This window comes from Acidimicrobiales bacterium (assembly GCA_016716005.1).
GTDB lineage: Bacteria > Actinomycetota > Acidimicrobiia > Acidimicrobiales > JADJXE01 > JADJXE01.
On record JADJXE010000001.1, the window covers coordinates 1,412,545 to 1,426,565 of the forward strand.

Genomic DNA, 14,021 nt, shown 5'->3' on the forward strand with positions numbered 1-14,021 from the left:
CGAGCCCCACTAGGGTCGCGCCCGTGCGGGTGAGCCGGGCCACCCTCGTCGCCGCGCTCGCGGTGCTGGCGCTGGCGCTGGCCGACCTGCCGTCGTCCGGCGCGGCCGCCGCCGACGCCCCGGCGGCCGACGTCCCGGGCATCGGCCACGTCGGCCTCGACGGCATCGCCGACCCGCACGTGGTGCGCGTCGGCGACGTGTGGTTCGCCTTCGCCACGTCCCATGGCGACGTGAACGTGCCCGTGGCCATGAGCGCCGACCTGCACACCTGGACGCTGGCCGCCGACGCCCTGCCGGCCGCCACGTTCCCCGCGTGGGCGGAGGGCCCGGTGTGGGCCCCCGGAGCGATCGACGCCGGGGGCCGATGGCTGCTGTTCTTCTCGGCCGGCTGGCGCGGCGACTGGCGCCGGTGCATCGGCGTCGCCGTCGCCGACTGGCCGGCCGGCCCGTACCGGGCCGCCACCGACCGCCCCCTCACCTGCGGGGCCACGACCGAGGCGTGGGGCGCCATCGACCCTCTCCCCTACCGCGACGGCACCGGGCAGCTGTACCTGGCCTGGAAGGACACCGTGTCGGCGCGCCAGCTCTGGGCTGCTCCGCTCACGCCCGACGGGCTGGCGGTGGCGTCGGCCCCGCGCCACCTCCTCGACGGCGAGCCCGGCTGGGAGGACGAGGGGATCGAGAACCCGGCCATGGTCGAGGCGGCCGGCGCCTGGTGGCTCGTGTACTCGGGCGGCTGGTGGACCGACGGCCGCAGCGCGGTGGGGTACGCCCGCTGCGACGGGCCCCTCGGGCCGTGCACCAAGGTCACCCGCGACGCCCCGTGGCTGGCCACGCGACCCGGCCTGATCGGCCCCGGCGGCGCCACCTTCACCACCGGACCCACCGGTGAGCCGTGGATGGTGCTGCACGCCTGGGACCCCGCCCGCCCCAGCCTCGACGCCGGGGGCGCCCGCCAGCTCCGCGCCCACCCGGTGCGGTTCACCGTGACCGGTCCCCGGCTCGGCTCCAGGCCGCCGGTGGGGGTCCTCGAGCAGGCCCGCCACGAGCCGGGAGGGCTCCGCCTGGGTGGGTGGGCCGTCGACCCCGACAGCCCGGCGCAGCCGGTCGCCGTCGCCGTCGCCGTCGACGGCGTGGTCGTGGGCACGGTTCCCGCCGACCGTCCCCGACCCGAGCTGGCGGCGTTCCTGGGCGCGCCCGGCGCCGCCATCGGGTTCGAGGTGGTGGTGGGCCTGCCGGCCGGGGCCCGGACGGTGTGCGCCGAGGCCGTCGGCTCGGCGCCGGGCGACCCGTTCCCCCTGGGCTGCGCCGACCTCCGCTGACGAGGGCGCGCCCGGTCGGCAGGAGCCGGTGGGGCGCTAGCGGGCGCCGGCCCAGAGCTGGAAGTCGTGGGGGTAGCCGAGCTCGATGGCGCTGGCCTCGTCGAGCACGGCTTCGTGCTCGGGGGCGAGCCGCCAGCCCATCGCCCCGAGGTTCTCGTCCAGCTGCTCGACGGTGCGCGCCCCGATGATGGGGGCGGTGACGCCGGGCCGGGTGATCACCCAGTTGAGGGCCACCTGCGCGGAGGTGTGGCCGGTGGCGCCCGCGACCGTGCGGACGGCCTCGGCGATCGCCAGGTTGCGCTCGGTGAGCCGGCGCCGCATCAGCGCCGCCGAGGGGGTGCCGTCGGCGGCCCGCGACTCGGCCGGCGGCTCCTCGCCGGGCCGGTACTTGCCCGTCAGCAGGCCGCCGCCCAGGGGGCTCCACGGCAGCACCGCGATGCCGTCGTGCCGGCAGAGGGGCAGCAGCTCGCGCTCGAGGTCGCGCACCGCCAGCGAGTACTGGGGCTGGAGGGACACGAAGGGCTCCCAGCCGTGCCGCTCGGCCACCCCGTTGGCCTTCGCCAGCTGCCAGGCGGTGAAGTTCGACGCCCCGAGGTAGCGGACCTTGCCGGCTCGCACCGCGTCGTCGAGCGCCGAGAGGGTCTCCTCCAACGGCGTGGTGGGATCCCAGCAGTGCACCTGGTACAGGTCGATGAAGTCGGTACCGAGCCGGCGCAGGGAGGCGTGCAGCCCGTCGAGCACGTGGCGGCGCGAGAGCCCGGCGTCGTTCGGGCCCGAGCCCATGGGGAAGCGCACCTTGGTGGCCAGGACCACGTCGTCTCGGCGCCCGGCCAGCGCCCGCCCGACGAGCTCCTCGGAGGCCCCCTCGGCGTACACGTCGGCGGTGTCGATGAAGGTGCCGCCCACGTCGAGGAAGCGGTCGATCATCGCCCTGCTCTCGACCTCGTCGGACTCGCGGGCGAAGGTCATGGCCCCGAGGCACACCTCCGAGACCCGTAGGCCGGTGCGGCCCAGGCGCACGTACTCCACGCTGCTCCCCCCTCGCTCGGACGACCTCGCTCAACGTAGTGTCCGCGCGACGACGATCGGGGGGGATGGCATGCGCGCTGCCACCATGCGCAACTGGGAGCTGCGGGTCGACGAGGTGCCCGAGCCGGTGCCGGGTCCCGGCCAGGCGCTCGTGCGCACCCTCGCCTGCGGGATCTGCGGATCCGACCTGCACCTGCTCCGGCACGGCGCCCGCCAGCTGGCCCTCACGGCCGAGCTGAGCGAGGGGCTGCCGCCCGACCCGACGAGGCCGGTGGCCCTGGACCCGGCCCACGACGTCGTCATGGGCCACGAGTTCTGCGCCGAGGTGGTCGAGCTGGGGCCCGACTGCCACAACCTGAACGTGGGCGACCGGGTCGTGTCGATGCCGGTGGCCTTCGACGCCGGCGGCGTGCACGCGCTCGGGTTCTCCAACCGCTACCCGGGCGGCTACGCCGAGCTCATGGTGCTGAACGACACGCTGGCCCTGCAGGTGCCGAACGGCCTCGACCACCGGCTGGCCGCGCTCACCGAGCCCCTCGCGGTGGGCGTGCACGCCGTGAACAAGTCAGGCATCGTGCAGGGCGAGGCCGCGCTGGTGCTGGGCTGCGGTCCCGTCGGCCTGGCCGTCATCGCCGACCTGGCCATGCGCGGCATCGAGCCCATCGTCGCCGCCGACTTCTCGCCGACCCGCAGGCGCCTGGCGGCCCACCTCGGCGCCCACGAGGTCGTGGACCCCCGCGACGAGCGGGCGATCGACGCCTGGCGCCGGGTCGACGGCACGCGACCCCTGGTGATCTTCGAGGCCGTGGGCGTGCCCGGCATGATCGACCAGGCGATGGTCATGGCGCCCCGTGCCACCCGCATCCTGGTGGTCGGCGCCTGCATGGAGGACGACACGATCCGCCCCCTGGCGGGCATCGGGCGCGAGCTCACCATCCAGTTCGCCCTCGCCTACGAGCCCCACGAGTTCGCGGGTGCCCTCCAGGCGATCGCCGAGGGCCGGGTGGACGTGGCGCCGCTCATCACCGGCACCGTCGACGTCGACGGCGTTCCCCAGGCCTTCGTCGACCTGGCCGACCCGGAGGCGCACGCCAAGATCCTCGTGGAGCCGGGGGCGTAGCCAGGGCTGCGCCGCGTCGGGCTCAGGTGGCGACGAGGATCCGGTCCCGGCCGGCCAGGTCGGGCCGCACCTCGACCCGCTCGAAGCCGGCGGCGCGGGCGAGCGCGGTGGCCGCGCCGCCCTGGGTGTCGCCGATCTCGAGCACCGCTGCGCCGCCGGGGGAGATCCAGCCGGGGGCGGCGGCGAGGATCGCCTCGATGCACTCGAGGCCGGTGGGCCCTGCCACCAGCGCCTCGGCGGGCTCCCAGTCGGCGACCTCGGCCGGCAGGACCTCGCCCGCGGCGACGTAGGGCGGGTTGGCGACCACCAGGTCGACGCGGCCCCGCAGGTGCGCCGGCAGCGCGCCGAACCACGAGCCCTCGGCCAGGCGGACGCGCGTGGCACCCCTGCCGATCCCGGCCAGGTTCGCGCTCGCGACCTCGAGGGCCCGGGGCGAGGCGTCCGTCGCCCACACCTCCACGTCGCCGCGCAGCTCGGCGGCCAGCGAGAGGGCGATCGCCCCCGACCCCGTGCCCAGGTCCACCAACACCAGGGGACGGGGGCGGCAGGCTGCCTCGCCCAGCGCGGCCTCGACCACCTGCTCGGTCTCCGGCCGCGGGATCAGCACCCGTCGGTCGACGAACAGGTCGAGCGTGCGGAACCCCCAGCGGCCGACGACGTACTGCAGCGGCTCGCCGGTCAGGCGCCGCTGCAGCATCACGTCGAAGAACGCGACCCCCCGCTCGGTCGCCGGGTCGTCCAGGCCGGCGGCGAAGAGGCCGCCCTCGCTGCCGGAGGCCCGCTCGACCAGGCAGCGGGCGTCGACCTCGGGGTGCGGCAACCCCGCGGCCCGGCAGCGATCCTCGGCCTCGCGGAGGAGGGCTCGCCAGGCGAGGCCGCCCTGGCCCGGTTCGGACGGGACCTCGGACGGACCGGTCATCACGGGGCGGCGGCGGCCAGCTGCTGGGCCCGCTCGGCGGCGATGAGCGCCTCGACGACCTCGTCGAGCTCGCCCGCCAGCACCCGGTCGAGCCGGTACAGGGTGAGGCCGATGCGGTGGTCGCTCACCCGGTTCTCCTTGAAGTTGTAGGTGCGGATCTTCTCCGACCGGCCCCCGCCGCCGATCTGGCCGCGACGGGCCGCGGACAGCTCGGCGCTCTGGCGATCCTGCTCGGCCTTCAGCAGCCGGGCGCGCAGCACCTGGAGGGCCTTGGCCCGGTTCTGCAGCTGGCTCTTCTCGTCCTGCATGCTGACGACCATCCCCGTGGGCTTGTGCGTGATCCGCACCGCGGAGTCGGTGGTGTTCACCGACTGGCCGCCCGGGCCCGACGAGCGGTACACGTCGACCTGCAGGTCGTTGGGGTCGATGTGCACGTCGACCTCCTTGGCCTCGGGAAGCACCGTCACCGTCGCCGACGAGGTGTGGATGCGGCCCTGGCTCTCGGTGACCGGCACCCGCTGGACCCGGTGGGGCCCGCCCTCGTGCTTCATGTGCGACCACACGCTGTCGCCCTTGAGGAGGAAGGTGATCTCGTTGTAGCCGCCCAGGTCCGACGGATCGGCCGACAGCACCTCGAGCCTCCATCCCATACGGGTCGCGTAGCCCTGGTACATGGTGAACAGGTCGCGGGCGAACAGGTTCGCCTCCTCGCCCCCCTCGGCGCCGCGGATCTCGACGATCACGTTCCGCCCGTCGTTCGGGTCCGTGGGGAGCAGCAGCGTCTTCAGCTCGCCGTCGAGGCGCTCGAGGTCGGCCTCGGCCTCGTCGATCTCGACGCGCATGGCCTCGCGGTCGTCGCCGGTGGCGTCGGCGAACATCTCACGCGCCGCCTCCAGGTCGTCGCGACGCCCCTGGTAGCGACGCAGGCAGGCCACGATCGGCTCGAGCTCCTTGTGCCGCTTCGAGACCTCGCGGAGGGCGACGGGGTCGGCCAGCACCTCGGGGTCGGCCAGGCGCGCCTCGGCGGCGTCGTACTCGCGCGCCAGCTCCGAGAGGCGGTCCTGCATGCCGTCAGGGTACCGATCGCTCGACGGTGACGACCTCGGCCGGCTCCACCAGCGCCCCCGCCAGCTCCCGGGTGATCGGGTGGGCGTCGCGGGCCGGCACCGCCAGCACGAGGCGGGCGCCCCGGCCGTCGGCCAGCCGGGCGTCGGCCGCGAAGGGGACGAGGTCGAGGTCGATGCCCACCGACGTCACCACCACCATCGGCCGACCCGCCGGATCGGTGCCGCCGGCCACCGCCGGCACCGGCTCCTTCAGGTTGGTGCGGGCGACCGGAGGGTCGACGGGGACCAGGTGGGCGGCGCCCACCAGCCCGGGCCGGGCGATGATCCTGGCGCGCAGCGCCCGCTCGGCCGCGAGGCGGTGGAGCGGGTGCGGGCGCGTGGCCTCCACCCGGTGGCGCCGCACGGTCGCGACCACGCCGGCCAGGGCCTCGGCGGTGGGCCGGTCGCCGTGCAGCTGCTGGAAGGCCTCCCGGTCGTGGCGGCCGACCCCCACCTGGAGGCGGACCTCGTCGGCCTCGACCACCACGCGGGCCACCTCGAGGCCGGCGACCTCGCCCACCAGCACCCCGCGCTCCACGACGGGATCGGCGCCGGCGCCGGCGATCACCTCGGCCAGGGCCGCCGCCCGGGGGTCCAGCCGAGCGGGCGGGTCGAGGGGCGCCGGTACGGCCGCCACCAGCCCTGTGCCCTCGATCGCCCAGACGCGGGGCGGGACGCGGAACAGCGCGGCCCGCCTGGCCAGCAGCCCCGCCGCGCCCGCGGCGAGCAGCTGGAGGTCGGACACGCCGTTGCGGCGTGCCCAGGCCAGGGCCGGCCCCAGCGCCCGCTGCGGCCGATCCTCGGCGAGCACCCACCCGCGACCTCCGGCGTGCAGGGCCGCGCCACCCGGGAAGGTCGCGGTCTCGGCGTCGCCCGGGGCGCCGGCCCCGGTGGCGGCCAACACTCGGAGCTTGGCCGCCAGCAGCGCCGCCCGTCGTTCGGGCTCGGGGCCGGGGTCGGGGTCGGGCGCCCGCCCGCTCACGCCCCCACCCCTGGACGGGGCCGACCGGACGCGCACCGGCCCCCGCACGCAACGGGGGCCGGGGTCACCTCGCTGGCGCCGACGCGGCCGCCGGACGGTGCGAGCGTGGCGGACAGGCGCGCGGGCCCGGGGCTCAGGCCTCCGCCTTCTTGCCCTTGGCCGTCTTGCGCTGGCCGTAGCGGCGCTGGAAGCGCTCGACGCGGCCACCGGAGTCGACGAGCTTCTGCTTGCCGGTGAAGAAGGGGTGGCACTCGTTGCACAGCTCCGCGTGCAGGCTCTCCACCGTCGAGCGGGTGGTGAAGGTGTTGCCGCACGAGCACCGCACGGTGGTGACGACGTACTGCGGATGGATGTCGGCCTTCATGGCGGCGTCTCCCTGGGAGATCGGACCCTCTAGTGTGCCGCGCCCGGGCGCCGCAGCCAACCCGGCACCCGGCACCCGGCACCCGGCACCCGGCACCGGCACGGCTGGTCGGACGGGCCGGTCAGGCGACGCTCGGCGCCTTGGCCACCTCGGCCAGGAACTCCTCGTTGCTCCGGAACGTCTTCATCCGATCGATGAGCAGCTCGAGACCGGCGGCGGCGCTGCCGCCCTCACCGAGGCCCGACAGGACCCGCCGGAGCTTCCACACCTGCTGCAGCTGGTTGCGGGGGAAGAGCAGCTCCTCGTGGCGGGTCGAGCTGGCGTCGACGTCGATCGCCGGGTAGATCCGCCGCTCGGCCAGCTTGCGGTCGAGCCGGAGCTCCATGTTGCCGGTGCCCTTGAACTCCTCGAAGATCACCTCGTCCATCCGCGAGCCGGTCTCCACCAGGGCGGTGGCGAGGATCGTGAGCGAGCCGCCCTCCTCGATGTTGCGGGCCGCGCCGAAGAACTTCTTGGGCGGGTACAGGGCGCCCGTGTCGATGCCGCCCGACATGATCCGCCCGGTCGCCGGGGCCGCCAGGTTGTAGGCGCGGGCCAGGCGGGTGATGCCGTCGAGGATGATCACGACGTCCCGGCCGCTCTCCACGAGCCGCTTGGCGCGCTCGATGGCCAGCTCGGCCACGTGGGTGTGCTCGTCGGACGGCCGGTCGAACGTGGAGGCGACCACCTCGCCGCGGACCCACCGGCGCATGTCGGTGACCTCCTCGGGCCGCTCGTCGACGAGCAGCACCATGAGGTGCACGTCCGGGTTGTTCGTCTCGATCGAGCGGGCGATCTGCTTCATGATCGTGGTCTTGCCGGCCTTGGGCGGCGACACGATCAGCCCACGCTGGCCCTTCCCGATGGGGGCGATCAGGTCGATGATCCGCGCCGTCATGTTCGTGGGGTCGGCGGGGTCCTCGAGCTCGAGCTTCTGGTCGGGGAACAGCGGGGTGAGGTCCTCGAAGCGCGGCCGGTTGCGCGCCGTCTCGGGATCGCCGTCGTTCACGGTGTCGATGCGCAGCAGGGCCGGGTTCTTCTCGTTGCGGGTGGCCGGCCGACCGGCCCCCGTGACGTGGTCGCCCTTGCGGAGGCCGAACTGGCGGGCCTGCTTCACCGAGACGTACACGTCGTCCTTGCTGGGCAGGTAGCCCTTCACCCGCAGGAACCCGTAGCCCTCGTCGCGGAGGTCGAGCATGCCGGCGACCTCGACCGGCTCGCCGGTGAAGGGCTCGTCGGGCCGCGCGTCGGGGCGGTCGCCGTGGCGGTCGCGATCGCGATCGCGGTCGCGACCCCGCCGGCGCCGTCGCCGGTTGCCGGGCTCGGCGTCGACCTCGGGCCGGTCGGCGTCGGTGGTCGCCTCGGCCTCACGCCCGCCACCCCCCGCCTGGCCGTCGGCCCGCTCACCCCGGTCGGCGGGCACCTGGCCCTCGGCGCGCGCCTGGCCGTCGCCCCGCTCCTGGCCGCCACCGCGTGCCTGGCGGTCGCCGCGCTCCGGGCGGTCGGCCCGGTCGGCGCGGCGGGGCCGGTCGGCGCTCGCATCCGGCACCGGAGGCGCCTCACCGGCACCGGCAGCGGCATCCGCATGGGCGCCCGCCGTGCCGGACAGCTCCCAGTCGGCGGGGGGCTCGTCGAGGTGCGGCGGCCGCTCGGCCGCGACCTCGGGCGCGCCGCCCGCGGCCTCGTCGGCGGGCACGTCGGCCCTGGGCTTGCGGGCCCGGCCGCTGCTGGCGATCCGTCGGCCACCCGTCGCGGACCCGTTGGGCGGGATCGCGGGCGCGGCGGCGGGCTCGGACGTCGCACCGGCCGGGGCGACGTCGACGGCGGCCTCGTCGGAGGGCGCCGCGGAGGGCGCGGGCTCGCCTGTGGGGGCCTCGATCACGCCGGTGTGCTGCAGGATGAGATCGACGATGTCGGCCTTGCGGGCCCGGGAGCCGGGCTTCACGCCGAGGGCCGAGGCGATCGCCTGCAGCTCGTCGCGCTCCTTGCGCTCGAGCACCGATCGCTCGAGCGTCTGGGGGGTCTCCATGGTCATGGAGCACCTCTTTCGTGACAAACGGTTGTCCGGCGGCACGCGGCCCCGGGGCGATGCGGGCGCAATGGACGCCACGCGCACCGGCCGGCGGAACGCCACCGGAAGAAGGAACTCCCCCCGCACCAGGCGCCGAGGCGAGCAGGGCTCGACAGGGCTGGCACCGGTGGGATGCCCGGCAACCCGGGCACCGCCACCATACAGGCGGCACCTCCCCAGGGCAACCACCCCCGCCGGTCGGGCCGCCGCGGACGGTCGGCCTCGCTCGTCCGGGCAGGCGAGCGGGCAGGCGCGACGATGGGGGCGTGCACGCCGAGCCCACCTCCATCCCGGGATGCGTCGTCGTCCGCCTGACCCCCCACGCCGACGAGCGCGGCGGGCTGCTCAAGGTGTTCCAGGCCTCGACCGCCCTCGGGTTCGGGTTCGACCGGCCCGTGGCCGAGTGCCTGGTGTCGTCCTCGCACCGCGGGGTCGTCCGCGGCCTCCACTTCCAGCGCCCCCCGCACGAGCACCTGAAGCTGGTCGCCTGCATCGAGGGCGAGCTGGTCGACGTCGTCCTCGACCTGCGGCGCGGCTCGCCCACGTACGGCCATCACGAGGCGGTGCACCTCCGCGCCGCCGAACCGGCCGCAGTGCTCGTGCCGGCCGGTTGCGCCCACGGCTTCCAGGCCCTCACCGAGCCGGCGACCCTGCTGTACCTCATCAGCAGCGAGCGCGAGCCGTCGGCCGAGGGGGGCGTGCGCTGGGACTCGGCCGGCATCGCCTGGCCGCTCCCCCCGGCCGCCCTGTCCGAGCGCGACGCCGAGCTCCCGCCCCTCGAGCACCTCGCATCGCCCTTCTCGGCCTGACCCCCCGCTCGCGTCTCCATCGCGCCCACGACGTCCCAGCCGCCGCCGGCGCGCGCCACCCACACCCCCACCGCTCTCCATCGCGCCCACGACGTCCCAGCCGCCGCCGGCGCGCGCCACCCACACCCCCGCTCGCGTCTCCATCGCGCCCACGACGTCCCAGCCGCCGCCGGCGCGCGCCACGGCGCTGGCCGGGCCGACGCCCGGCGCGCCTCGACGACGTCAGTCGGCGGGGACCGGGCGCTGCACCAACCGGCTCATGAGGTGGTGGCCGGGCACCGGCTCGCAGCCGGCCACCGCGGCCTCGTTGTAGTCACCACCGGGACCGGGGACCGCCGAATCGACCAAGAGGTACGGCACGGGGTCGGACGTGTGCGTCTTCAGGGCGATGGGTGTGCCGTGGTCGGGCAGCAGCAGGAGCCGCCAGGGCCCCAGGGCGTCGAGCCCGGTCACCAGGCCGGCGAGGATGTCGCGGTCCCACCGCTCGAGGGCGGTGATCTTCTCGCCCAGGTCGCCGGCGTGACCGGCCTCGTCGGTGGCCTCGACGTGGATGAGGTAGAGGTCGGCGCCGGCGGCCAGCTCGGCCAGGCACGACTCGCGCTGTGCCGCGTAGTCGGTGCCGAACCCGGCCGTCATGCCGGCCACGGCCACCGGCTCGATGCCGGACAGCACGCCCAGGCCGCGCACCAGGTCGACGGCCGACGACAGCCGGCCCTCGAGCCCGAAGCGGTCACGGAACGAGGGCATCTGGGCCTGCGGCCCCTGCCCCCAGAGCCAGATCTGGTTGGCGTCCAGCCCGAACCGGGCCACGATCGCCTTCGAGGCGTCCATCAGGGCCAGCAGGTGCGGGGCCGACGGCCCGGTCGGGAGCACGGCCGGCTTGTCGGTGAGGTCGTGGGGTGGAGTGCAGCAGGCATCCGCCCACGAGGCCGGCGCCACGACGATGTGGCGGTACTCCACGCCCGCGTGGAAGGCGACCTCGTCGGTGCCGAGCTCGCCCTCGAGGGCGGCCAGCACCTCGGCGGCGTCCTCGGAGGTGGGGTGCCCGCCGGCGAAGTCGACCATGGTGCCGTCGACGCCCACCGTCACCAGGTTGCACCGGTAGGCCACCTGGTCGGGGCGCAGCTTCAGGCCGAGGGCGGCGGCCTCGATGGGGGCGCGACCGGTGTGGTAGCGGGCCGGGTCGTAGCCGAAGATGCTCATGTTGCCGACGTCGCTGCCCGGCGGCATCCCGGCCGGGATCACCGCCGCCCGACCGACCTCGCCCCGGGCCGCCAGGCCGGCCAGGGTCGGCATGGAGGCCACCTCGAGCGGCGTGCGGCCGCCCAGCTCCTCGAGGGGCAGGTCGGCACAACCGTCCGGGACGCACACGACGTACTTCATGGCCCGCCCATCATGCCCGGCGGGCGCCGCCGCCCGCACAGGTGGCGCGCCGCGATCCCAGCCGTGGCGCACGGCGAGGAGGCGGCCGCCGGCGAGGGCCCGGTTCGGTCAGCGAGCGACGGCGGCCCGACCGGCCACGTACGCCGTCACGGCAGCGAGGTCGTTGGGCAGCGTGACGCAGCGCTCCTCGCGCTCGAACAGGTCGGCCAGGTGGGGCGGCAGGGCGGGGCGCACCCCGGTGGCCTGCTCGACGGCGTCGGGGAACTTGGCCGGGTGGGCGGTGGCCAGCACCACCATGGGCGGGCGGGCCTCGCCGTCGACCCACGGCGCTGGTCGGGCGGCTCGAGCCGCGCCCAGGCCCACCGCCGAGTGCGGGTCGAGGAGCACGCCGGCGGCCCGGTAGGTGTCGGCGATGACGGCACGCGTGGCGTCGTCGTCGAGGCGCGCACCCGTGAACAGCCGGCGGACCTCGGCCGTCTGCTCCGGCGAGGTGACCAGGTGGCCGGTGGCGCGGAACTGGCGGATCTGGGCCGCCGTGGCCGCGCCGTCGTGCTCGTTGAGCTCGAAGAGCAGGCGCTCGAAGTTGCTCGACACCTGGATGTCCATGCTCGGGCTGATCGTGGGGTGCACGGTGGCGACGTCCATCGACCCGGTGGCCAGGTACCGGGTGAGGATGTCGTTGCGGTTGCTGCCCACCACCAGCTGCTCGACCGGCAGGCCGGTGCGGACGGCGATCCAGCCGGCTAGCACGTTGCCGAAGTTGCCGGTCGGCACGGCGAAGCTGACCGACCGGCTGGGTGCGCCGAGGGCCAGCGCGGCGGTGACGTAGTAGACGACCTGGGCCATCACCCGCGCCCAGTTGATGGAGTTCACGGCCGAGAGCCGGAGCCGGTCCCGGAGCGCCTCGTCGGCGAACATGGCCTTCACCAGGTCCTGGCAGTCGTCGAAGGTCCCCTCGACGGCCAGGTTGTGGACGTTCGGCGACAGCACCGTGGTCATCTGGCGGCGCTGCACCTCGGACACCCGGCCGGCGGGGTGGAGCATGAAGATCTCCACGGCGTCGCGGTCGCGCACCGCCTCGATGGCGGCCGAGCCGGTGTCGCCGGACGTCGCTCCCACGATGGTCAGGCGCTCGCCCCGGCGGGCGAGCTCGTGGTCGAAGAGCCGCCCCACCAGCTGGAGCGCCACGTCCTTGAAGGCGAGCGTGGGGCCGTGGAACAGCTCGAGCAGCCACTCGTCGGCGTCGAGCTGCACGAGGGGAACCACGGCCGGGTGCCGGAACGCGGCGTACGCCTCGGCCACGATCGCCTCGAACGCTGCCCGGTCGATGGCACCGGCCACGTAGGGCCACATCACCTCGACCGCGGTCTCGGCGTAGGAGTGGGCGGCGAGCCGTTCCAGCCGCCCGAGCGACGGCCACGAGGCCGGCACGTAGAGGCCCCCGTCACGGGCGAGCCCGGTGAGGAGGGCGTCGCCGAAGCCGAGCGGCCGGGCCTCGCCCCGGGTCGAGACGTAGCGCATCGGCGCGGCGGCGTCCGGGACCCGGCCTGCGGCGCTGGCCACCATGATCAGGCCGGTCCCAGGACGCGCAGCAGGCCGCCGACCCGCTCGACCGCGTCGAGGCCCCGAAGCCCGTGCAGGGTCGCCTGCACGCTGGCTTCGCGCGCCTCGTGGGTGATGAGGACCAGCCGGGCCTCGGCCCCGAGACCCTCCTGCTCCATGGAGCGGATCGAGACGCCGTGCTCGCCGAACACGCCGGCGACCGCCGCCAGCACACCGGGCCGGTCGGCCACGTCGAGGGTCAGGCAGTACTCCGAGCTCACGTCGTCGATCGGGCGGATGCGGGCCTTGGCCAGCGACCCGATGCTGGCGTGGGCACCCTTGCGCAGGTTGGCAGCGGCGTCCACGAGATCGCCGAGCACGGCGCTGGCCGTGGGCGACCCCCCGGCGCCCCGGCCGAAGAACATCAGCGACCCGACCGCGTCGCCCTCGACGAAGACGGCGTTGTAGCTCTCGCGCACCGACGCCAGCGGGTGGCTGGTGGGGACCATGGCCGGGTGGACCCGCACCGACACGTCGCCCCCGGCCTCGACCTGCTCGGCGATGGCGAGCAGCTTCACCACGTAGCCCAGCCGGTGGGCCATGGCGATGTCGGCCGCAGTGACGCCGCTGATGCCTTCGCGGTACACGTCGCCCGCCACCACGCGCACGCCGAACGCGATCGACGCCAGGATGGCCGCCTTGGCCCCGGCGTCGAAGCCCTCCACGTCGGCGGTGGGGTCGCGCTCGGCGTACCCGAGCCCCTGCGCGTCGGCCAGGGCGTCGGCATAGGACGCGCCCTCCTCGGTCATCCGCGTGAGGATGAAGTTGGTCGTGCCGTTCACGATGCCGATCACGCGGGTGATGCGCTCGCCGACCAGCGACTCGCGCAGCGGCCGCACCAGTGGGATGCCACCGGCGACGGCTGCCTCGAACAGCAGGTCGACCCCGGCCTCGTCGGCCGCCGCGAACAGCTCGGCCCCCACGTTGGCGAGCAGCTCCTTGTTCGCGGTGATCACCGGCTTGCCGTGCCCGAGCGCCGCGAGGATCAGCTCTCGCGCCGGCTCGATGCCACCGATCACCTCGACCACGACGTCGACGGACGGATCGGCCACCACCGCGGCGGCGTCGTGGGTGAGCACGCCCTCGGGCAGCTCGACCGACCGCTCACGGGCGACGTTGCGCACCGCCACCCGAGCGATCTCGAGCCGGAGGCCGGTGCGGGCGGCGATGGCGTCGCCCTGGCTGCCGACGAGCGACACCAGCGCGGCACCCACGTTGCCGCAGCCGAGGAGGCCTACCCGGATCGTCGTCACGTCCACGGCCGATCACGGTACC

The 14,021-nt window shown here is 75.3% G+C and carries 12 protein-coding genes; 3 read left to right on the forward strand and 9 right to left on the reverse strand.

What is annotated here, in order from left to right:
- Window positions 1-23 precede the first annotated feature (23 nt).
- On the forward strand, window positions 24-1,322 hold the full coding sequence (locus IPM45_06850; protein ID MBK9179285.1) for a family 43 glycosylhydrolase: 1,299 nt from the start codon (window positions 24-26) through the stop codon (window positions 1,320-1,322).
- A gap of 36 nt (window positions 1,323-1,358) precedes the next feature.
- On the opposite strand, the gene IPM45_06855 is transcribed toward IPM45_06850, so the two are convergent.
- Window positions 1,359-2,351 carry an aldo/keto reductase gene (locus IPM45_06855; protein ID MBK9179286.1) on the reverse strand — a complete coding sequence of 331 codons (993 nt, stop codon included), beginning with the start codon at window positions 2,349-2,351 and terminating at the stop codon, window positions 1,359-1,361.
- A 70-nt stretch (window positions 2,352-2,421) separates the two neighbouring features.
- On the opposite strand from IPM45_06855, the gene IPM45_06860 reads away from it, so the two are divergent.
- On the forward strand, window positions 2,422-3,471 hold the full coding sequence (locus tag IPM45_06860; GenBank protein MBK9179287.1) for a zinc-binding dehydrogenase: 1,050 nt from the start codon (window positions 2,422-2,424) through the stop codon (window positions 3,469-3,471).
- 22 nt (window positions 3,472-3,493) lie between these two features.
- Here the strand turns inward: IPM45_06860 and prmC are convergent, their stop codons facing one another.
- The 5 genes from prmC to rho all read right to left on the reverse strand — a co-directional run bounded on the left by prmC (window position 3,494) and on the right by rho (window position 8,910).
- Window positions 3,494-4,390, reverse strand: a complete 897-nt coding sequence (gene prmC, locus IPM45_06865) for a peptide chain release factor N(5)-glutamine methyltransferase (protein MBK9179288.1) — start codon at window positions 4,388-4,390, stop codon at window positions 3,494-3,496.
- Window positions 4,390-5,457 (reverse strand): peptide chain release factor 1, encoded by a 1,068-nt coding sequence (gene prfA, locus IPM45_06870; protein MBK9179289.1) that lies wholly within the window; start codon window positions 5,455-5,457, stop codon window positions 4,390-4,392. The genes prmC and prfA overlap by 1 nt, the downstream gene beginning before the upstream one ends.
- Before the next feature lie 4 nt (window positions 5,458-5,461).
- Window positions 5,462-6,478 carry a hypothetical protein gene (locus tag IPM45_06875; protein MBK9179290.1) on the reverse strand — a complete coding sequence of 339 codons (1,017 nt, stop codon included), beginning with the start codon at window positions 6,476-6,478 and terminating at the stop codon, window positions 5,462-5,464.
- 133 nt (window positions 6,479-6,611) lie between these two features.
- Window positions 6,612-6,842, reverse strand: a complete 231-nt coding sequence (gene rpmE / locus IPM45_06880) for a 50S ribosomal protein L31 (GenBank protein ID MBK9179291.1) — start codon at window positions 6,840-6,842, stop codon at window positions 6,612-6,614.
- Between the two features lie 121 nt (window positions 6,843-6,963).
- Complete coding sequence (gene rho / locus IPM45_06885; GenBank protein MBK9179292.1) at window positions 6,964-8,910, reverse strand: transcription termination factor Rho; 1,947 nt, start codon at window positions 8,908-8,910, stop codon at window positions 6,964-6,966.
- Window positions 8,911-9,218: 308 nt separating this feature from the next.
- On the opposite strand from rho, the gene IPM45_06890 reads away from it, so the two are divergent.
- Complete coding sequence (locus IPM45_06890; protein ID MBK9179293.1) at window positions 9,219-9,761, forward strand: dTDP-4-dehydrorhamnose 3,5-epimerase family protein; 543 nt, start codon at window positions 9,219-9,221, stop codon at window positions 9,759-9,761.
- Window positions 9,762-9,983: 222 nt separating this feature from the next.
- Here IPM45_06890 and apgM read toward each other — a convergent pair whose 3' ends face one another.
- The 3 genes from apgM to IPM45_06905 form a co-directional block, all read right to left on the reverse strand.
- Window positions 9,984-11,144, reverse strand: coding sequence for a 2,3-bisphosphoglycerate-independent phosphoglycerate mutase (apgM, locus tag IPM45_06895; protein ID MBK9179294.1), 1,161 nt, complete (start codon window positions 11,142-11,144; stop codon window positions 9,984-9,986).
- Between the two features lie 108 nt (window positions 11,145-11,252).
- Window positions 11,253-12,665, reverse strand: coding sequence for a threonine synthase (locus IPM45_06900; GenBank protein MBK9179295.1), 1,413 nt, complete (start codon window positions 12,663-12,665; stop codon window positions 11,253-11,255).
- Window positions 12,666-12,712: 47 nt separating this feature from the next.
- The gene (locus IPM45_06905) at window positions 12,713-13,990 is read right to left on the reverse strand and encodes a homoserine dehydrogenase (protein MBK9179296.1); all 1,278 of its coding nucleotides are present in this window, start codon (window positions 13,988-13,990) and stop codon (window positions 12,713-12,715) included.
- Between the last annotated feature and the right edge of the window lie 31 nt (window positions 13,991-14,021).